24 protein-coding genes and 3 tRNA genes are annotated in these 19,959 nt (G+C 39.2%); 26 read left to right on the top strand and 1 reads right to left on the bottom strand.

The annotated features are described in order from the left end of the window. Positions 1-77: 77 nt before the first annotated feature. From ACW0TQ_RS18750 to ACW0TQ_RS18740, 3 genes are all read left to right on the top strand, one after another. Positions 78-149: transfer RNA gene (locus tag ACW0TQ_RS18750), tRNA-Gly, on the top strand. Between the two features lie 11 nt (positions 150-160). Beyond that, positions 161-234: transfer RNA gene (locus tag ACW0TQ_RS18745), tRNA-Cys, on the top strand. Positions 235-241: 7 nt separating this feature from the next. Beyond that, positions 242-323 (top strand) — tRNA-Leu (locus ACW0TQ_RS18740). 314 nt (positions 324-637) lie between these two features. Here the strand turns inward: ACW0TQ_RS18740 and ACW0TQ_RS18735 are convergent. Beyond that, entirely contained in the window at positions 638-1,213 is a 576-nt protein-coding gene (locus tag ACW0TQ_RS18735) for a hypothetical protein (RefSeq protein ID WP_042533457.1), read from the bottom strand. 522 nt (positions 1,214-1,735) lie between these two features. On the opposite strand from ACW0TQ_RS18735, the gene ACW0TQ_RS18730 reads away from it, so the two are divergent. From ACW0TQ_RS18730 to ACW0TQ_RS18620, 23 genes are all read left to right on the top strand, one after another. Then, positions 1,736-2,380 carry a hypothetical protein gene (locus ACW0TQ_RS18730; protein WP_042533459.1) on the top strand — a complete coding sequence of 215 codons (645 nt, stop codon included), beginning with the start codon at positions 1,736-1,738 and terminating at the stop codon, positions 2,378-2,380. Positions 2,381-2,708: 328 nt separating this feature from the next. Beyond that, on the top strand, positions 2,709-3,608 hold the full coding sequence (cidR, locus tag ACW0TQ_RS18725) for a cidABC operon transcriptional activator CidR (RefSeq protein ID WP_193064529.1): 900 nt from the start codon (positions 2,709-2,711) through the stop codon (positions 3,606-3,608). A gap of 131 nt (positions 3,609-3,739) precedes the next feature. Then, positions 3,740-4,279: an acyl-CoA thioesterase gene (locus ACW0TQ_RS18720; protein ID WP_193064530.1), complete on the top strand. Its 540-nt coding sequence runs from the start codon at positions 3,740-3,742 to the stop codon at positions 4,277-4,279. After that, positions 4,269-4,631: a hypothetical protein gene (locus ACW0TQ_RS18715; RefSeq protein ID WP_193064531.1), complete on the top strand. Its 363-nt coding sequence runs from the start codon at positions 4,269-4,271 to the stop codon at positions 4,629-4,631. The genes ACW0TQ_RS18720 and ACW0TQ_RS18715 overlap by 11 nt, the downstream gene beginning before the upstream one ends. A gap of 188 nt (positions 4,632-4,819) precedes the next feature. Beyond that, positions 4,820-5,101, top strand: coding sequence for a hypothetical protein (locus ACW0TQ_RS18710; RefSeq protein ID WP_212929602.1), 282 nt, complete (start codon positions 4,820-4,822; stop codon positions 5,099-5,101). Between the two features lie 218 nt (positions 5,102-5,319). Further along, a complete protein-coding gene (locus ACW0TQ_RS18705; RefSeq protein ID WP_455725902.1) occupies positions 5,320-5,961 on the top strand; it encodes an SDR family oxidoreductase in 642 nt (213 codons plus the stop codon). A 220-nt stretch (positions 5,962-6,181) separates the two neighbouring features. Continuing rightward, the gene (locus ACW0TQ_RS18700) at positions 6,182-6,709 is read left to right on the top strand and encodes a GNAT family N-acetyltransferase (protein ID WP_212929600.1); all 528 of its coding nucleotides are present in this window, start codon (positions 6,182-6,184) and stop codon (positions 6,707-6,709) included. Between the two features lie 406 nt (positions 6,710-7,115). Then, on the top strand, positions 7,116-7,514 hold the full coding sequence (locus ACW0TQ_RS18695) for a RidA family protein (RefSeq protein WP_042533474.1): 399 nt from the start codon (positions 7,116-7,118) through the stop codon (positions 7,512-7,514). Between the two features lie 191 nt (positions 7,515-7,705). Then, the gene (locus ACW0TQ_RS18690; protein WP_042533476.1) at positions 7,706-8,434 is read left to right on the top strand and encodes an MFS transporter; all 729 of its coding nucleotides are present in this window, start codon (positions 7,706-7,708) and stop codon (positions 8,432-8,434) included. A gap of 23 nt (positions 8,435-8,457) precedes the next feature. Further along, positions 8,458-9,630: an IS200/IS605 family element RNA-guided endonuclease TnpB gene (gene tnpB / locus ACW0TQ_RS18685; RefSeq protein WP_455725901.1), complete on the top strand. Its 1,173-nt coding sequence runs from the start codon at positions 8,458-8,460 to the stop codon at positions 9,628-9,630. Positions 9,631-9,780: 150 nt separating this feature from the next. After that, positions 9,781-10,377, top strand: a complete 597-nt coding sequence (locus ACW0TQ_RS18680) for an MFS transporter (RefSeq protein WP_042533477.1) — start codon at positions 9,781-9,783, stop codon at positions 10,375-10,377. Between the two features lie 91 nt (positions 10,378-10,468). After that, positions 10,469-11,368, top strand: a complete 900-nt coding sequence (locus ACW0TQ_RS18675; RefSeq protein WP_455725900.1) for a PhzF family phenazine biosynthesis protein — start codon at positions 10,469-10,471, stop codon at positions 11,366-11,368. 71 nt (positions 11,369-11,439) lie between these two features. Then, on the top strand, positions 11,440-11,580 hold the full coding sequence (locus ACW0TQ_RS18670) for a hypothetical protein (protein ID WP_175297046.1): 141 nt from the start codon (positions 11,440-11,442) through the stop codon (positions 11,578-11,580). 14 nt (positions 11,581-11,594) lie between these two features. Next, positions 11,595-12,242, top strand: a complete 648-nt coding sequence (locus ACW0TQ_RS18665) for an HAD-IA family hydrolase (protein WP_042533480.1) — start codon at positions 11,595-11,597, stop codon at positions 12,240-12,242. Between the two features lie 34 nt (positions 12,243-12,276). Continuing rightward, the gene (locus ACW0TQ_RS18660; protein ID WP_042533481.1) at positions 12,277-13,296 is read left to right on the top strand and encodes a serine hydrolase domain-containing protein; all 1,020 of its coding nucleotides are present in this window, start codon (positions 12,277-12,279) and stop codon (positions 13,294-13,296) included. 123 nt (positions 13,297-13,419) lie between these two features. Continuing rightward, positions 13,420-14,292 carry a DNA-3-methyladenine glycosylase family protein gene (locus ACW0TQ_RS18655; RefSeq protein WP_193064539.1) on the top strand — a complete coding sequence of 291 codons (873 nt, stop codon included), beginning with the start codon at positions 13,420-13,422 and terminating at the stop codon, positions 14,290-14,292. Positions 14,293-14,980: 688 nt separating this feature from the next. Then, entirely contained in the window at positions 14,981-15,283 is a 303-nt protein-coding gene (locus ACW0TQ_RS18650) for an urease subunit gamma (protein WP_042533484.1), read from the top strand. 11 nt (positions 15,284-15,294) lie between these two features. Further along, positions 15,295-15,624 carry an urease subunit beta gene (gene ureB / locus ACW0TQ_RS18645; RefSeq protein WP_042533486.1) on the top strand — a complete coding sequence of 110 codons (330 nt, stop codon included), beginning with the start codon at positions 15,295-15,297 and terminating at the stop codon, positions 15,622-15,624. After that, complete coding sequence (gene ureC, locus ACW0TQ_RS18640; RefSeq protein ID WP_455725899.1) at positions 15,614-17,323, top strand: urease subunit alpha; 1,710 nt, start codon at positions 15,614-15,616, stop codon at positions 17,321-17,323. Before ureB ends, ureC begins: the two co-directional genes overlap by 11 nt. A gap of 11 nt (positions 17,324-17,334) precedes the next feature. Further along, on the top strand, positions 17,335-17,790 hold the full coding sequence (locus ACW0TQ_RS18635; RefSeq protein ID WP_042533490.1) for an urease accessory protein UreE: 456 nt from the start codon (positions 17,335-17,337) through the stop codon (positions 17,788-17,790). Beyond that, positions 17,783-18,469, top strand: a complete 687-nt coding sequence (locus ACW0TQ_RS18630; RefSeq protein WP_368901942.1) for an urease accessory UreF family protein — start codon at positions 17,783-17,785, stop codon at positions 18,467-18,469. The genes ACW0TQ_RS18635 and ACW0TQ_RS18630 overlap by 8 nt, the downstream gene beginning before the upstream one ends. A gap of 15 nt (positions 18,470-18,484) precedes the next feature. Continuing rightward, positions 18,485-19,096 carry an urease accessory protein UreG gene (gene ureG / locus ACW0TQ_RS18625; protein ID WP_368901943.1) on the top strand — a complete coding sequence of 204 codons (612 nt, stop codon included), beginning with the start codon at positions 18,485-18,487 and terminating at the stop codon, positions 19,094-19,096. 1 nt (position 19,097) lies between these two features. Next, positions 19,098-19,919, top strand: coding sequence for an urease accessory protein UreD (locus tag ACW0TQ_RS18620; protein WP_368901944.1), 822 nt, complete (start codon positions 19,098-19,100; stop codon positions 19,917-19,919). Positions 19,920-19,959: the final 40 nt, after the last annotated feature.

The following is a 19,959-nucleotide window of genomic DNA, read 5'->3' as shown; positions in this document are numbered from 1 at the left end:
GCCATAGCCAAGCGGTAAGGCATCGGGTTTTGATCCCGTGTACCCCAGGTTCGAATCCTGGTGGCCCAGCCATTTTTGCGGAAGTAGTTCAGTGGTAGAACACCACCTTGCCAAGGTGGGGGTCGCGGGTTCGAATCCCGTCTTCCGCTCTAGAATAAATGGCGGTATAGCCAAGTGGTAAGGCAGAGGTCTGCAAAACCTTTATCACCGGTTCAAATCCGGTTACCGCCTCCAAACACATGCCGGTGTGGCGGAATTGGCAGACGCGCACGACTCAAAATCGTGTTCCGTAAGGAGTGTCGGTTCGACCCCGACCACCGGTATTCATTAATCCCCGTTAAAGCTGTTGAGATGCAGCTTTAACGGGGATTTTTTCGTAGAGAACCAACTGACATACTCAATATTGAGCGACTAGATTAGCTTAATTAAACGCACGGGGAGAGTAGTGGGCGATGTATAAAATGTACATTTATCTGAACGACTTGAGTTACTCTGGTTATAGTGGCACTTTCCATCGAAGATACTACTTATAGAGAACTTAAGTATGAGCATTTATCAATGTAAATATGCTGGGAATTTATGCTGAATAAAAACGTCAATCCGTTAATATTAGCGCTCTGGTAGGTTCTATGTAGATTTAATTGACTGACCATCCTTTGTCGAAATGGCCAGTTTCCGCAAGGTGATTACCGTGGCTGTCAACGAAGTATACGTATAGGAAATCGCTCGCTGGCGTTGCAAACAGTGTTGCTCTTGTAAAGTTTTCTATTTTATTACCTAACTCGTCTACAATAATTTGTTGATCAGTTTCCTCTAGATACTTGAATTCGTCAGTCAGCATAACGTAAATTTGGTCGTAATTATCTTCTTGAGAAATCTCTAATATAAGCCCGTCTGTTTCCACAATAAGTTCGTTGTAATAGTCAATAACTCGTTGTTCAGTTTCTTCTGAATACTTTCTTCTTTCATTAGATGATACATTTTCTTCTTCGTTTTCATCTTCCGCAGTATCTGTAGGATCGACGGATTCCTCTGCGCTCGCTGCTTGTTCCTCGGAAGCTGCTTCGCCCGAACTCACGGAATCATTAGCTACGTCCTCGTCATTGTCGTTCGGGTTAGTTACGTTAATTATGATAAATGCAATTGCGATAACCCATATTGCTGTTCCGATAATGGCACGGGAAGGGGTTATCTTCTTTTTCTCTTTCGCCATGTAAACGAACTCCTTTTCCATTAATGGTAAATTTCACGTTGGAGTTAGCGTAACATATCGGTGGATAATTTTACAGGGGATTTACATTGACGTTTCAAAGAACGCGAGAATGTGTCGTGGAGGTGGAAATCTTGCGAAGTGGTTAGGAGTTTGGCGAAGTTTAATCGACTTCTATCCGCATAAAATATAGGTTTAAGCATTTCGAGATACCTTGGCACGACTCAAAACCGTGTTCCATAAGGAGTGTCAGTTCGATCTCGGCCATCAGTAGTCATTAATCCCCGTTAAATCTGTTATGGCGCAATTTTAACGTATTTGTGGAAGCATTCATTAAGTGTAATATTCTAGATTTCGAATCACACGACTAAAATCGTGCGTGTAGATATGTAAAGCACATAAAAGAATTAGTGCGATAAAATATTTTAAATAGACTTTAATAAACATCTTTTCATTCTATTGGAAATAATGTAGTATGTTAGGGGTGAGCATATTGAGCTTAGAAAAATAGGGGGGAATTAGTAAATGAAGAAGATTTTATTAACGGTATTATTCTTATTACTATCATTGGTTCTTTTTGCGTGTGGAAGTGAAGCAGAAGGCGAAGAGGACGCGCAAAATTCTGAAGAAAGCACGGAAGAAGAAAACAAAGGTAACACAGAGGAGCAAACGGAAGATTCGGAATCGCCACAACCGGGCGAAACAGAAGAAACAGAGGACGGTACTCGCACACTACATAGAATGTGGGAAGAAGGCGAAACTTTCGAAACTGGTCCAATTGTTCTAACGATTGATAAGATTGCTACTGCTGAGGCTAGCTTTGAAGGAGAAACAGCGGATATGCTGGAGACGGATCATATCGAGTATATTCAAGTAGATGTTTCCGTAGAGAACACGTCGGATAATGATGTTACTTTCTACGCTGGACAAGGTAGAATGGCTACAAGTACGGGAGAGCAGATTGAGCCTGATTTGTGGTTAAGCGGACATATTGACGGAGAAATGATGGCTGGAACGAAAGCGAACGATACTTTCTATTACATGCTTGAAAATTCTGAAGCAGAAGACGTAGAGTCTGTTCGATTAGTATTTTCTGCTCCATATGATTCGGAAAGTTACGATGATTTAGGCGAAGAACTCGATTTCGAAATTGAGCTTCCAAAAGAATAAAAGAGATTAGTAACGACAAAGACTATGCAGTGGGACGCTCTTTGTTGGATTTATATAAAATATGAATTTGATGTAGATTTTTTCGAGAGATAATTTAAATATTTAACACGCTCTAACGTAGAATAATGTTACTTTAGAGCGTGTTTTTGTTTGTAAAAGTTTCCGTCGCTAACAATAGCAATATAACCAATGAAATGGCTTCTACAACAGAATTAGAAAAACTGCCTTCCGCCAAATTCAGCGGCTATCCACAATACTTGAATGGTTATCTTAACCTTTAAAATGGTAAACTTAAAATAACTACCCTAATTAAGAAAGAGGCAAAACAATGGAACTAAAACACATGATTTATTTTATAGAAATCGTCAAAACTGGCAGCATGACTAAGGCATCAGAAAAGCTGTATATTTCACAGCCTACGATTAGTAAGCTTTTACGGGATCTAGAAGCAGAATTAGGAATGGAATTATTTGACCGTCATAAACGGCAAATGGTGCTTACTGATGCGGGAAAAGCGTTTTTGCAGCAGGCAAAAGAAATTGTCCGGTTATATGAAAATCTTCCGACAGAAATGAATAATTTGTTAGGAATGAAGCAGGGGCATATTAAAATAGGGCTGCCTCCGATTATGAATGTAAAGCTGTTTATTCACACGCTTGGAGAGTTTCATGAGAGCTATCCGGATATCAGCTTTGAATTATTAGAAAGTGGCAGTAAGCGGATTGAAGAGAGCATCATTAATGATGAGGTCGATGTCGGTATTACGGTGCTGCCGACAGATACGGATACCTTTCATCAATTTTTTCTGCTTGAGGAACAGTTGAAATTGGTGGTTCCGCGCTCTCATAAATTTGCCGAGAGAGAGAAAGTAAGTCTTATTGAATTAAAGGATGATGACTTTATTTTATTTAGTGAAGATTTCATCTTAAATGATCGTATAACCGAGGCGTGTAAGACTGCTGGTTTTATTCCTAAGGTGATTGCGGAGAGCTCACAGTGGTACTTTATCGAACAGATGATTACGGCAAGCCTTGGGGTAAGTATTCTCCCGGCAAGTATTATTGACACGCTAAAGGAAGACGTTGTCAGTATTGAAATTGCGGATCCTTCGATTTTATGGCAATTAGCAATTATTTGGAAGAAGAATAGCTATACCTCCTTTGTTACCAAAGAGTGGCTGAAGTTTATGCAGGAACAATTGATGTTTAAAGATGGCAAAAATAATTAAATATGGCGCTTCCATAGATTTCATCTATAGTTCAAATAAAGAATAACTATTTTTATTATAGAACGATAGGATTTAAGATAAGTATAGAGTAAAAATAAAGCAATTTTATTAAGGAAGGGAACACTTGAAATATGAACAGTTATAAGCATCCAAACGAAAGCAGAGTAGTTAGTACGGATCAAGTGCTAATCAATGATTTAAATAATTACAATACCCTCTTTGGAGGTGTATTGATGAAGAAGTTAGATAATAATGCCACGCTTTCTGCAAGAAGGCATGCCAGAGTGAAGGAATGTGTCACAGCCTCTACGGACTCAATTGATTTTCTTCATCCGATTCGTCAGTCTGATTCGGTATGTATTGAATCCTTTGTTTCCTATACAGGCAATACATCGATGGAGATTTTTTGTAAGGTGATTGCCGAGGATATGATTACAGGGGAGAGAAAAATTGCTGCCACTGCTTTTCTTACCTTTGTTGCCCTGGACAGCAACAAAAAGGCTGTGAAAGTAGCACCCATTGTACCGGAATCAACAGAAGAAAAATTCTTATATGAATCTGGCGAAAAACGGGCAGCGATGCGCCGGAAGCGAAGAGAACACAGTAAAGAGCTGACACAAATTATTGGTTTGGAAAAACCATGGGAAAGAGGAGATATCTATGTTTGTTAATATAAATAGTTTATATCATATAGAGGAAGAGCTTGACCAGCTTCAAAGGGATTACAGAGAATTGTATGAGCATTTACAGCATATCGTGAGTCTGACTAGACAGTTGCAGATTCCTTACAAATATTTAGGGGAACTATTAGTAAGAAATGAAGAAGCAACCAAACCTCCTTTTATTCGGGAGTCTGTTATACACCTTTATCAGAAAGAAGTGAATTTATTAAAAGAGCAAAAGGATTTTGAAAAATTGCTGTCTATCCTGCAGCGTTTAGAACAAGTTTCCTATTCACAAGTATTTCTGTTAGTGCTGGGGGCAAAGCCGGAGCTTATTCAGGTCAATACAATCATTAAATAGCAGCCAGGGCTTATCACCATGTTGTTTGGAGTGATAAGCCCTGTTTTTGCGATTGTGGGCACGTAAATAAAATAGTCATGATTATATCAGCAGCTTTGTGTTAAAATAATTTGAATAATATTACTTTAATTAAATTAGCTGTTCTGTGAAATATCTATCAGGCTTTACGAAGAATGGAGGCTTTCTTGATGAAAAAGTATTCTTGGATCAGTTATCTATCACTCGGGCTGCCTATACTATTATTTCTATTATTGTTTGCCATGGCTGATATAGAACCATTAGTATTAGCTCAAACTATACTTATTGCTCAATTAATTGGCGCTCCGTTATCAATCATCTTAAGTGTAGCTGCTCTTTTTAAAAAGAATGAAAAAAAGGTTGTTGCCGTATTTGGATTGATAATTTCTCTCAACTTAACGGGAGCACTTGTTTATTTGCTTTTACTAGGTTTTGGTATGGGGGAGGCGTGAGAAGGAGTATAAGCAGGGGGGAATAAGATGAATAGAAAACCTTAAGTAGCTTTGTTAGTTTAATCTGGCGGATGGGATTAACGTCAGGGCAGGCATTCAGACGAAATGAAATCACGCTGACTACCCAGCACGCTTTTCTACACAATCCAATTATTTAACATCTCATTCTGAAACCTTTACAATAAACAGGGAGAAGTCAAAAAGAAAGGGTGAGTGTGTTGAATATCTTAGTAGTTGGAGCAAATGGACAAATAGGGAAGCATCTGGTCAAGCTGATTCAAGACAATGGGGATCAGGCACGTGCGATGATTCGCAAGGAAGCGAATTATTTTAAAGATTTAGGTGCGGAAACGGCCGTTGTTAACTTAGAGGATGAAGTCGATACAATTTCTGATGCAGCAGAGGGTGTGGACGCGGTCGTATTCACAGCTGGTTCCGGTCCGAAAACTGGAAAGGATAAAACCCTGATGATTGATTTGGATGGAGCGGTGAAAACCATTCAAGCGGCAGAACAGGCGAATGTTAAACGTTTTGTCATGATCAGTTCGTTTGATACCAGCCGTGAAGCTATTCAATCAGCCCCTGAATCGTTTGCACCTTATGTCGTAGCGAAACACTATGCAGATGAGTGGCTGTTAAACTCCGATTTAGACTATACCATTATTCATCCAGGACTATTAACGAATGAACCTGGCACCAATCAAGTAAATCTTGGAGCCAATGTGGAACGTGGAGAAGTCCCTCGGGAAGATATTGCGAAAGTAATTTATACCAGCTTGAAAAATGATACAACCATCGGCAAGAGATTCCGCGCAGTAGCTGGACAGACAGCTGTTGAAGAAGCGATACAGTCGGTGTAATAAATAAAAACGTCAGATTTTCTAATCTGTCTAGAAAGACCTGTGCTATGTAAAAGATGGGCACAGGTCTTTCTTTGTTAAATAGCCTTTTAATATGGGAGCAATTAATATCAGCTTGAGGTAATAAAAAAATAAAGAGGGCATAATGGTATCATTTCATTTCAATTTAAATAATTAGAATTATAAAAATCAATATTGTATAAGAAGAGAGGAATTTATAATGAATGCTTTAATCAAAAAAGTCTTTGAACAAGTAAAAACAGAAAATCTAATTCTTCGAAAGCCATCAGAAGCAGATGCTTATGCTGTCCTTGAGATTGAAGGAGATCCTAAAACAAATACATACCGGCCTTCCGGACCAATGAAAAACATGGATGAAGCTCTGGAAAAGATAGAGCTTTGGAATAAGGACTGGATAACACATGGCTGTGGTTATTGGATGATTTCTGAGCATAAGGGCTCGGATGTAGTAGGAATTGGAGGCGTAAGAAATATAAATTGGCAAGGGCGCGAAGTGTTAAACTTGTACTATAGATTTTCACCAAAGGTTTGGGGAAGAGGATATGCTGCGGAGGTAGCCAGATATTCTGTGTATTTAGCTCGTGAACACCTTTCTGAATTACCAATCATATCGAGAGTTCGTCCATCTAATATACCTTCGTTAAGGGCTGCGGAAAAAAGTGGGCTGCTGCGTCACCCAAGTTTAGATAGTGCGGAGCATATTGTATTTACTTCAGGATGGGATTGAATGTTGAAAAATATATTCAAATAAACTGGGAGGTTTTAAGGATATTGAGATTTCTTAGAATGTATTTTCCCAGCTAATTACAACAACATCTAGGAATATGTTAACATGAAAGAACAGAATATATAAAATTCTCACAATTAAATCGTATTGAAATAGAGAAGGGGATTAATAAATGATGGGAAATATCGGAATACCAGGGATGATTATTACGGTGATAGCTGTTGTCCTTGTTATTTATCTGATTAGAAGACTGTTAAAAAGATAGAGGGGAACGCTTTATTAAATAAGCTTTCCTCTTGATGTTATCAGATAAATGCGCGAAATAATAATTAATCTGCAAATCGATATATTGAATAATTATTCTTGTTAATTAAGCTAATAAAAAAATAATAGAATAGCAGGAGGAATGAAAGTGATAGAATCCAGAAATCCAAAGGATATACATAAACCGTTAGCTCCGTATAGTCATCAAATCGAAGTCTCCGGAGACATACGGTGGTTAAATTTGTCGGGCCAGTTAGGGATGGATGTGGAAGGCAATGTATCAGAGGATTCCGTGGAGCAATTAAAAATGGCCTTTGAAAACATTCGCATCAATTTACAGGAAGCGGATATGGACGTAGAAAACCTGACGAAGCTTGTTTTTTATATTGTCGGGGAAATGGATGCGGATAGAAGAAGAGAAGCAATTGGCGAATTTTTAGGGGATCACCTTCCTTGTACAACGATGGTCTTTGTTGCCGGGCTGGCCGGTCCGCAATTTAAAGTAGAGATAGATGCATGGGCATGTAAAGAAAATAAATAAGGAGCTATATAAAATGGATTGTCCAATTTAACAATCTCTCTTCATACATGCAACGGAATGATGAAACAGGGAGATACCTACAAAACAGAACAAGCACTATGGCGGGTAGGAATATCAGTTATACGCAGATAGGAATTTTTTCAGGCATTTCCTGGAAGCAGTGTATCTCCCTTAAAGAGGAGAGAATTAAATTGAAATCGATACTCATTAACCAAGATTTTAGACGGATGTGGGGTTCAGAGTTTCTTTCTATTTTAAATGGAAGGTTTAGAGAGCTGTTGATTCCTTTAGTTGTATTAGGTCTAACCAGTTCGCCGCTAGTTACAGCCCTTGTCGCTTTGTCCCAGCAATTGGGTACGGTTCTATTTGCCATCCCAATCGGAACATGGGTAGAAACGAAGAATAAGGTCAGAATTGCATCTTCTTGTCATTTTTTATATGGAATAGGCATTTTTATGCTCGCCTTTCTTCTGGCAACACAGAATGTCAATGCAGTAATTATTGCTTCCTTGCTGTTCGTAATGGGGTTACTTGCCTTAATCAGCAGAACGGCGTTTACTTCAATGATTCCTGCCATTGCCGGCAGAGAAAATCTGTTAAAAGCACATACCAATATTGAAGCTGCTGATGCTATTGCTACTGTTATCGGCCCTGCGTTGGGTGGAATATTATTAGCAAAAACAGACTCGGTATTAACGCTGCTTATTTGCGGGATTTTATCTCTTCTTTCTGCTCTGTTGATTGGTTTTATTCGTAATAAAGAAGGCTTTATCAAAAAAAGGAGAGAAAACTCCCTCTTCAAGCGCGTAGAGGTAAGGGGGGAGATGAATCTCCAATACACAAAAGATTGCTTTGGAGTGTCTCGACTGTCCAACACTAAATCGAACAAACGTTCCAAAATCATCCTTCTTCTGATATAATGGACAGGAGGAGGTAAGAAGCTATGAAAGTAAAAAAAGCATTTCGTTTTCGTATCTATCCGAACAAAAAACAAATCATCTTCATCCATAAGACAATCGGCTGCTCCCGCTTTGTCTACAACTATTTTACAGGAAAACAAAAAGAAAAAGACCACTATTGGCATACGGTGAATGAAATGGTACAAAACGGACAGCTTCTTCAAAATAATTGGAAGGGAGAATTTTTCAATAAAAATAAGGCGATTAAAGCAGTTCGGGAATTAAAGAAAAACTATCCCTTCCTCAAAGAAGTCGATAGCATTGCCCTTCAAAAAGCGGTGGAAAATGTGAATGATTCCTATACGCGCTATTATAAGAAGCAGAATAAGGCACCTCGTTTTAAATCAAAAAAGAATCCTGTTCAATCGTATACCACGAAACATGTCAATGGAAATATTGCTGTATTGGATAAACATATCAAACTGCCTAAGCTCGGATTGGTTCGTTTTGCCAAAAGTCGGGAAGTGGAAGGACGTATTATCAATGCAACGATTCGGCGCAATCCTTCAGGCAAGTACTTTGTTTCGATTGTAGCGGAAACGGAAGTTGCATACGATGAAAAGACAGGTTCCTCTGTAGGCATCGATGTCGGATTAACTGATTTTGCAACCCTTTCTGATGGAACTGTGTATGAAAATCCAAGGTTCTTCCGGATATTAGAAGAAAAATTGGCAAAAGCGCAGGTGATTCTGTCTAGGAGGCAGGTAGGCTCAGCAAATTGGCAGAAACAAAAACGAAAAGTAGCCCGGATTCACGAAAAAATTGCGAATAAAAGAAAAGACATGTTGGATAAAATCTCCACCGAGATAGTCAAAAACCACGATATCATCGGGATAGAAGATTTGTCTGTAAAAAACATGTTAAAGAATCGAAATCTTGCGAAAGCGATTAGCGATGTATCCTGGTCAGCTTTCCAAACGATGCTGGAATATAAAGCGGCCTGGTATGGAAAGCAGGTTGTTACAGTCGCTAAAAATTATCCATCCAGCCAGCTGTGTTCCCATTGTGGACACCAAAACCCAGACGTTAAAAATCTTGCTTTGCGTGCATGGACGTGTGGTATCTGTCAATGCCATCACCAAAGAGATAGGAACGCAAGCAGGAATCTTCGTAAGGAAGCATTACGAATAACCGCAGGGACTGCGGGGCTAGCCTAATCCATAACTGACCAATGGGTTGGTGTTCTTAGGAATCTCCCACTTCAAGCAACCTTGAAGGTTGGTAAGAGGGGGTAGTTCAAAGAAACAGAGACGGAAGAGCTGCAAAAAAGTAAATGGAATGTGTTTTTAAGAAGGTCCATCGCTGGATTGAAGATTTTAATCGCTAACCCACAACAGCTGATTAGCACAATAGCCATGGCAATATTAGCTTTCACAACGGTGTTTATTACATTAACTATAATCTTTTACGCTCGGATTACATTAGAGTTGTCTGAAGGGTTTATTGGTATTTTGCTATCGAGTGCTGGCGTAGGTAATATTGTTGGCATCTTTTTGATCAATAAATTCAAAAATCTAAATTGGGTGTTGCTGATGAGTTTCTTGCTGATTATCTCTGGGATAGGAATATTAATGATTACAGCAACAAACGTTTTTATTATGATGTGTTTTGGGATGGCCGTTTTTGATTGTGCGCTATCTATGGCTTTTATCGTACAAGGCGCTGTTCATCAAGGGATCACGCCAGATGAATTCTTAACAAGAGTCAGGAGCTCCACCTATGTTATTGGCGGACTATTCTCCATACTGGGAACTTTTTTAGCGGGAGCTATTCCGGAATTATTTACGGAAAAAATTGCTTTAATGATCGGGGCTTTTATTCTTTTGATGCCAGCTTGCATCTTCCTTCGTTTTGGAAAGGCTGGCGTTGCATTGAGCAAAGTAGAGCCAGTTTATAACAAATAGGAAAGTATAAACGAAGCAGCATATTAAAATTCTCGATAAGTATTTCGTTTTTCCGTCGAGAATTTTAATATGATTACGGGAGGGACATAGCATGAAATCGGTCAAAGTATATCATTATGATGCATTTAGTAAGGTGCCGAATAAAGGAAACCCTGCTGGAGTTGTTTTAAATGGGGATGAGCTGACAGATGAGCAAATGCAGGAAGTCGCATTTAAAGTAGGATTCAATGAAACGGCATTTCCAGTTAAATCAGAAACAGCAGACTTAGGGATACGTTTTTTTACACCTGGACATGAAATGAATTTATGCGGTCATGCGACCATGGCAACGGTGTATGCGTTAAAAACAAAAGGACTGTTCGGAGATAAAACAGAATTAACGATTGAAACTAAAGCAGGGATTTTACCAGTAAGGCTTGATTCTGCTCCTGAAAAGGAAATAACGATAACAATGAACCAGGCTGCACCGGAATTTGTAGCGTTCCATGGCTCTAAAATGGATTTAGCTCATTCGATTGGGATAGAAGAATCGGATATACATGATAACTTACCAATTCTTTATGGAAGCACAGGTGCTTGGACACTGCTGATTCCAATAAATAATTTAGAAGCTTTTCGTAAAATGAAACCAGAGAATAAAGATTTTCCTGCAATTTTAAAGGAGATGCCTAAATCGTCTGTACATCCAATTTGTATCGAAACGTATGATACAGATGCGGATATGCATGCAAGGCACTTCTCTTCTCCATTTTCAGGTACTGTAGAGGATGCAGTAACAGGAACAGCGTCGGGAGTAATGGGTGCTTATTATACTGACTATATAAGAGAAGATAGGAAAGATGTGATGAAGCTTGTGGTGGAGCAGGGACATGAAATTGGTAAAGATGGCAGGGTAGGTGTTCAGGTATCTAAGAATGGGGAGTCATATGATATTCAAATTACCGGGAATGCTGTTTTTGTGAAAGACTTTGAGATTATGTTGGAAAATTAGAAGAATACAAGTAATGTATATTGATGAAAATATCTTACTGTGAAAGTCAAAATCAAGGAGTGATTATTCTAATGAAGGTTATAGATAACAGAGGAGAAACGCATGAGTGGACGCTAATCGCTGTTGCATTGTTATCTCTGATTACTTTCAAGAAAATAAAGAAGGTAGAAAGATATAAAAATAAATTAAAAGGGACTTTTATTCCGTATTAAAGAGGTGAGGAAGTATGAAATCGGTAATTTTTGATATGGACGGAACATTATTTCAAACAGATAAAATTTTAGAATTGTCATTAGAAGATACGTTTACCTATTTAGCTTCTTTAGGGAAATGGGGAGACTCCATCCCAATTGATAAGTTCCGGGAAATTATGGGAGTTCCATTGCCGGTAGTATGGGAAACTTTACTGCCGAATCATTCTGTGAAGGAAAGAGAGCAAGTCAATGATTATTTTCAAGATAGATTAATTGAAAATATAAAAAACGGAAAAGGTGCATTATATCCGAATGTACAGGATATTTTTGAGTTTTTATTAAAGGATGGTTATACCATATTCATCGCCAGTAATGGAGTACCAGCCTATTTAAAAGCGATTGTGGATTATTATCATTTAGATGACTGGGTTTCAGAGACTTATAGTATTGAACAAATCGAATCATTTAGTAAATCTGATTTAGTCAAAACTATTTTAACGAAATATGGAATAGAGGAAGCGGCGGTGGTTGGAGACCGGATATCAGACATTAAAGCAGCAAAAGATAATGGATTGACAGCTGTAGGATGCAGCTTTGATTTTGCGAAAGAAGAAGAGCTTTCGCAAGCAGATGTTGTGATTAATGATTTAATTGAATTAAGAAGAATGCAATTCACCTAAAAAATAACGGATATTCAACAGACAGGGGGATATAATGTTTCTTAGCTCAAAAAAGAATAAAGATTTTGTTCCTATAACAGAACATGTCCTAAATACAGCGGAAAAGGTAACCTGCTCCGGAGCTGCTGCTTTTGTAATTCACAACGATAAAGTAGTATTAGAAGACTATTTTGGAAGCCAATCAAACAAATCAGGTTCAAGAAAAGTTCAGGAAGATACCCAATTTCATGTAGCCTCTGTCAGGAAAAGCTATATCGGATTTGCTGTGGCATGCGCAGTCTATTATGGGAAAATTAAAACCATAGATGATTTGATACTGCATTATTTGCCTGGACTTAATGAAGATATATGGAAGGATACAACAATAAGGCATGTATTAACCCATACACATGGTTTACATAAAAAAGAAGATACGGTATTTCGAGAATTTCCTGCAGGAGAAAATTGGTCATATAGACAGGTTGGAATAGATGTATTAACGGAGCTCATAAAACAAACAACTGGTAAAACGGTATCTGAAATTGTTCATGAACAGGTTTTTAATCCTTTCGAATTTAATGAATCAGATTGGTACGCACAAAAACATGAGAAGCTTGTGGATGTTATCCTTGGAGATGAATCTGATAAAAATTGGAATGTTAGTGAAAGCACGGAAGGCAACAAAATGAATATGTATGTATCTGCACGTGAATTGGCATATTGGGGCTATGTCCATCTTAAGGAAGGCTATCTAAACGGAAAACAAATGATACCGAAAGAAATAATACAGATGGCTGCAACGGTACAAAGCCCATCAACGGTAGATAAAAACCTTCCGCAAAATGGCTTTTTATGGTTTGTGAAAGACTTACCGGCTGAAAAAACAGAAATTGGACAAAGCGTTCCTAAAGAATCGTATCAGATACTGGGATATACAGGAGTAACGTTATTAGTGATTCCACAGGAAAATATAGTAGCTGTACGGATGTTTAACAGCTTCGGGTCACCTGAAGGGTATGATTATTTATCGGATGTCCGATCATTTGGAGATACGGTGATGCGTTGTTTATCATGAAGAAGAACAAAAACTCCCGCTGCGTGAAGTTTCGTTATATTGGTTCCACTCCTTTTTACAACTAGACTAGAGGTTTTGACCCCCCTATATAAAATAATAGTTCTTAGTCAGGAGGAAATCGTGTTGAGAAATGCTATTGAACTGCCAAAACAATTCAATTTTAAAGCTGCTGTTACCGATCACGGATGGTATTTACTGCCGCCTTTTCAAGCTAACGATGACAGAAGTGTTTTAAAAAGGGTAGAAGCGCTTTCAACTGGTAAAATCGTTCTGCTGCATATAACACAGAATCAAAATACATTGATGATAGAAACAGGGGGTAAGCAAACGTTAACGAGAGAAGAAAGTGAAGAGGTTGTTCGCAAGGTTAACTGGATGCTTCGTTTAGATGAGGATTTTCGTGCTTTTTATCAAATGTGCAGCGCTGACCAGAATATGCAGGAAATCGTAGCGGAAAATAAAGGAAGACTTTTACGCTCCCCAAGCATCTTTGAAGATATTGTAAAGACGATTTTCACAACCAATACGACCTGGAGCCGGACCATTGCCATGACAACGAATTTTGTGAGTCATTTAGGAGAAAGATACTCGAATGAGTCGGAATTATTTACTTTTCCTGCACCAGAAGCAGTTTTAAAAAAAGATAAAACCTTTTTAAATAAAAGCATCAAATTAGGCTATCGAAGTGATTATATTTATGATCTTGCATTAAACATATGTAATGGTGTATATGACTTAGAGGAACTTACCAATCCAGAAATGCCGACTGAAGATGTCGTTCACAAGCTGAAAGAAATTAGAGGCGTCGGACCTTATGCACTCAGCATTATTTTAATGTTATTAGGAAGATACGACTTTTTGCCAGTAGACAGCGAATTTAAAAAGCATGTAAAAAATAAATATTTCGCTGGTGAACTTCCACCTAAATCACAATTGCAGCAGCTATATAAAGAATGGGGAGAGTTTAAGTTTTTGGCTTATTGGTTTGATAAGTGATATGAAAATGCCGGGAATAATGGAATGGGGAGTATAATCGATTATGTTCACTTCACGCCCGGTCTTATTTCAAAGTATAATTTTATCTTAGAAAACTGTCTGTAAAACTCCCGTCAAAATCAAACGTAAAAATAAATTTATTCAGGCGTGGAATCAGATGAGCTAACTTCCTGAATCACTTAGGCTAACGCAGTGAGAGAAAAACAGCAGACTAAGTTCGCAATCTCCTGGGGCTGCGATTACTCACCCCATCGAAAACATTTGTGCGTTGAAAACTCCCACTGAATGAAGTTGCGTTTTATATGCTTCATCATAAATTTTTTCATAACGATTTAATAAATAAACCAGATTCTATTGCGAAATAAGCAATATAGAATCTGGTTTATTTTTGTAGATATATCAGTGTGTTTGTACCTTCCGTAGAAATTATTCAAAACCAATTTAGTTAAAAGACTTGCATTTTTATAAAATAACTCTTATGATAATTAACATAACTTTATATGTTAGGTAATATAACATATAAAGTTGTTCGAAAAATTAATATAAATTGTTGAAGCTGGCTATGTAATCTATTCTTCAATGCTGGATTAGAAATACCAGTTTGCATCCCAATAATTATCGAACTATTGGGAATAACGAGATGATTTTTTAAATGATGTATCATCATGTAAATCAAGGAGGGAAGCTGATGAATCTGTTGCCAAGAGAAACGGATAAGCTGATGGTTGTTGTTGCTGCTGACCTTGCAAGGAGAAGAAAGGACAGAGGTTTAAAATTAAACCATCCGGAAAGTGTTGCACTGATTACTTATGAATTAATGGAAGGCGCAAGAGATGGCAAAAGTGTTGCTGAATTAATGCGCTTTGGCACAACCATACTTACGGAGGAAGACGTCATGGAAGGGGTACCTGAAATGATTAAGGATGTTCAGGTAGAAGCAACGTTTCCAGATGGAACAAAGTTGATAACTGTGCATCAGCCAATTAAATAGGAGGGATTTTGATGGTACCTGGAGAAGTGCTGCCGAAAGAAGGAACGATAGAAATTAACCAAGGAAGAGATACAACGAAAGTAACCGTCATTAATTTAGGAGACCGTCCAGTACAGGTTGGATCACATTTTCACTTCTATGAAATCAACACACAGATACAGTTTGACAGGGATATCGCTTTTGGAAAAAGGTTGAACATTCCAGCAGGAACTGCCGTCCGTCTGGAGCCAGGGGATGAAAAGACGGTGGAGCTGGTGGACTTTGCCGGAGAGAAAAAGATATATGGGTTTAATAATATGACAGATGGAAGTGTCGGGAAGGAGAAAGTAAATGGCTTATAATATTCCCAGAAAACAGTATGAGGAAATGTACGGACCTACAACGGGTGATCGAGTGAGGTTAGCTGACACGAATCTCATCATTGAAATTGAAAGGGATTATACCTCGTATGGGGATGAAGTTGTTTTTGGCGGAGGAAAAGTCATACGGGATGGCATGGGTCAAAATCCGCTTGCTTTAAATGATGAAGCTGCAGATACGGTATTGACAAATGCAATTATATTGGACTACACAGGGATTTATAAAGCGGATATCGGCATTAAAGACGGTAAAATATGCGGAATCGGCAAGAGTGGTAATGCGCTGGTGATGGATGACGTCGATATTACCATCGGTGCAGCGACTGATATTATCGGAGCGGAAGGTAAAATTGTGACTGCTGGCGGGATTGATGCCCATGTTCATTTTATTTCACCGCAGCAGATTGAAACGGCGCTTGCATCTGGTTTAACAACATTGATTGGCGGCGGTACAGGACCATCTTCCGGTTCAAAAGCAACAACCGTTACGCCGGGGAAATGGAATATTCATAAGATGCTGGAGGCTGCAGAAGACTATCCGGTGAACATTGGATATACAGGGAAAGGACAGGCTGCTTCGATGGATCCGTTGGCAGAGCAAATCGAAGCCGGAGCAATCGGTTTAAAAGTACATGAGGATTGGGGAGCGACTGCTTCTGCGATTGACCATGCGTTGACAGTTGCGGATAAATACGATGTACAGGTGGCGCTGCATGCAGATACCTTAAACGAAGGCGGATTTGTTGAAAATACAATGGCAGCACTGAAAGACCGCGTCATTCATATGTATCATACAGAGGGTGCAGGCGGCGGACATGCTCCGGATATCATTAAGTCAGCACAATATCCAAACGTGATTCCTTCTTCTACCAATCCGACCATGCCTTATACGGTCAACACGATTGAAGAGCATGTCGATATGCTGATGGTTTGCCATCACTTAAGTCCGTCGATACCGGAGGATGTAGCGTTTGCTGACTCTCGTATCCGCAAAGAAACAATTGCTGCTGAGGATGTTCTGCATGATATGGGTGTACTCAGCATTATCAGTTCCGACTCACAGGCAATGGGGCGGATTGGCGAGGTTATTTTAAGAACTTGGCAGACAGCGGATAAAATGAAAAAACAGCTCGGTATACTTGAGGGAGATACAGAAACTGCAGATAATAATAGAGTAAAACGTTATGTTGCAAAATATACGATTAACCCGGCGATTACCCATGGTATTTCCGAGTATGTCGGGTCGGTAGAGGCTGGGAAATATGCTGATTTAGTTGTTTGGCCAACGGAATTTTTCGGTGTGAAACCAGAATTGATTGTAAAAGGCGGCTCGATTATTGAAAGTGTGATGGGAGATGCCAATGCATCGATTCCAACACCACAGCCGGTTATTTATCGCCCGATGTTTGCAGCGCATGGGAAAGCAGTGCAACGAACATCCTTAACATTTGTATCCACTGCAGCCTATGAAAAGGGGATAAAGGAAGAGCTGGGTTTAGAGAAAACGGTATTGCCTGTAAAGAACATTCGTAATCTGACGAAGAAAGATATGAAGCTGAATGATAAGACACCAACCATTGACGTGGATCCGGAAACATATGAAGTAAAAGTGGACGGTGAAGCCATAACCTGTGAACCGCTGAAAGAGGTGGCGATGGGGCAACGATACTTTTTATTTTGAGGTGATGACCAATGCTGGTTGAAAAAATTGAGATGAATATAAATGATATAGAAGAAGCAGAGCTTGCAAAGCTGCATAAAGAAAAGGTTTACCTGGATAGTGCCGATTTGCTGAAGCGTATTTTACGGGTGAAAACAGACCATGGAAAAGATATTGGTATTTCCTTAAAAGAAAGACAGGCCCTGACAAAGGGTGACGTTTTATATAAAGATACATCCAATATTATTTTTATTGATGTCTATCAGGACGACGTGATTGTTATCCGCCCTAAAGATATTCATGAAATGGGCGTCATTGCGCACCAATTAGGAAACCGTCATCTTCCTGCACAATTTGAAGCGGATAATATGATTGTCCAATATGATTATCTTGTAGAAGAATTGCTGAAACAGCTAGACATTTCTTATCAGCGGGAAGAGCGCAAATTAAAAGAAGCGTTTAAACATATAGGGCATAGCCATGACTAATTCATTGCTCACCTTTGTTCAGTTATGCGATTCAAACTTTCCGGTTGGCGGTTTCAGCCATTCATTTGGACTGGAAACCTATATTCAAGAAGATGTTGTGAAGGACAGGATCTCATTTCAAGAATGGCTGGATACGTATTTCAGGGAACAGGTGAAATATACAGAAGGGCTTGCTTTTCAACTTGTGTGCGAGGCGCTTTGTGAAAATGATTTGGAGCGGATTTGGCATATGGACCGGCTGCTTTATGTGCAGAACCTTCCAAAGGAAACAAGGGAAGGAAATACCCAAATGGGAGTCCGGATGCTGAAGCTGGCAGAAAGTCTGTTTGAATACGGAATACTTGCAAATTATCTAAAACGAATAAAGCAAGGGAAATCATTCGGGCACAACGCCATTGTCTTTGCAGTTATTGCGCATTATCACAGGATACAACCTCAGGAGGGACTTGAGTTTTATTTATATTCTCTTGTGTCCAACCTGGTACAGAATGCAGTAAGAGCTATTCCGCTGGGGCAGACAGACGGGCAGAAGATATTGCTGGAGAGTCAGCAATTAATAAACAGTGTCGCGGAAGAAATAGCTGCTTTAACGATAGCGGATTTTGGGATTGTTTCGCCCGGTCTGGAAATTTCACAAATGAAGCATGAGCATGTAAAAGTAAGGATATTTATGTCTTAGAAGGGAGATTTGGAGATGGAACCGATTCGAGTAGGTATTGGCGGTCCAGTAGGGGCTGGAAAAACAGAGTTAGTAGAGAAAATAACAAGACAGTTAAATAATGAAATGGACATGGCGGTTATTACGAATGATATTTATACCAAAGAAGACGCCAAAATTTTAATGAAAAATGGTGTGCTGGAGGATGACCGGATTATTGGCGTGGAAACGGGCGGGTGCCCGCATACCGCTATCAGAGAAGATGCCTCCATGAATTTTGCTGCTATCGAGAAATTAACCGAACGTTTTCCTGACGTGGAATTAATATTCATTGAAAGCGGCGGGGATAATCTGGCGGCGACATTCAGTCCGGAGCTTGTTGACTTTTCTATTTATATCATTGATGTAGCCCAGGGAGAGAAAATCCCCCGTAAAGGCGGGCAGGGCATGATTAAATCGGATTTATTTATTATTAATAAAACGGATTTGGCGCCGTATGTTGGAGCGGATTTAGATATCATGGCAAGAGATACGAAAGAATTTCGAGGAGATAAACCCTTTATTTTTACGAATTTGAAAAATAATGAAGGTTTGAACGAAGTAATTGATTGGCTGAAAGATAATGTGCTGCTTCGAGGGATTGTCTAAGATGCAGAAAGAATGGACCGGAGAGCTTCAGCTTGAATTAACGGAGAAGAAAAATAAAACGGTCCCTGCGGATGTATATTTCCGAGGTGCCTTCAAAGTAATGCGTCCAATCTATTTAGACAATTCCGGGCAATTAACCTATTATCTATTAAATCCTGGAGGCGGCTATTTATCCGGAGATACATATGCCATGGATATTAGGGTGAATGAAAATGCCCGGGCAATTTTGACAACGCAATCTGCAACCAAAGTATATAAAACCCCGGGAGAGCCTGCGTATCAGTTTGGGAAGTTTACCTTGAAATCGAACAGTCTGCTGGAATATATCCCGGATCCGCTAATCGTTTATCGGGAAGGGGCGTATAAGCAGCTTAATCAATTTTATGTAGATAATACCTCGACATTGATTTGCTCCGATATTATTACACCTGGATGGTCACCAACCGGAAAGCAGTTCAGTTATGACAAGGTAGATTTGCAAAATGAAGTGTTTATCCATAATGAATTAGGCGTTTTTGACCGTATTGTAACGGAACCAGCTAAAAATAATCCTTCTGTGTTTGGAAGAATGGAAGGGTATAGTCATTTAGGCTCCATGATGGTTATTAGTCCTTTTGTGACAGATGAAGTAATTGAAAATATCTATGATATGATGGAGCAGAAGGACGTGAACTTCGGTATCTCGAGGTGCCCGGTCCCGGGGTTTTCTTTGAGAATATTGGCCAATCAGACGCAAATCATCGAAGAGATACTGCAAACGTGTCATGGGTATTTACGAGAAACATGGTTTGGCATGTTTCCTGTATTTTTACGGAAATATTAAAAGGGTTTAAAAACGGTGGGGAAGACAAGCAGGATATCTG

The organism is Oceanobacillus sp. M60 (assembly GCF_053839645.1).
The sequence above is the reverse complement of the archived record's forward strand: the minus strand, read 5'-3'. Positions and strand labels throughout refer to the sequence as shown.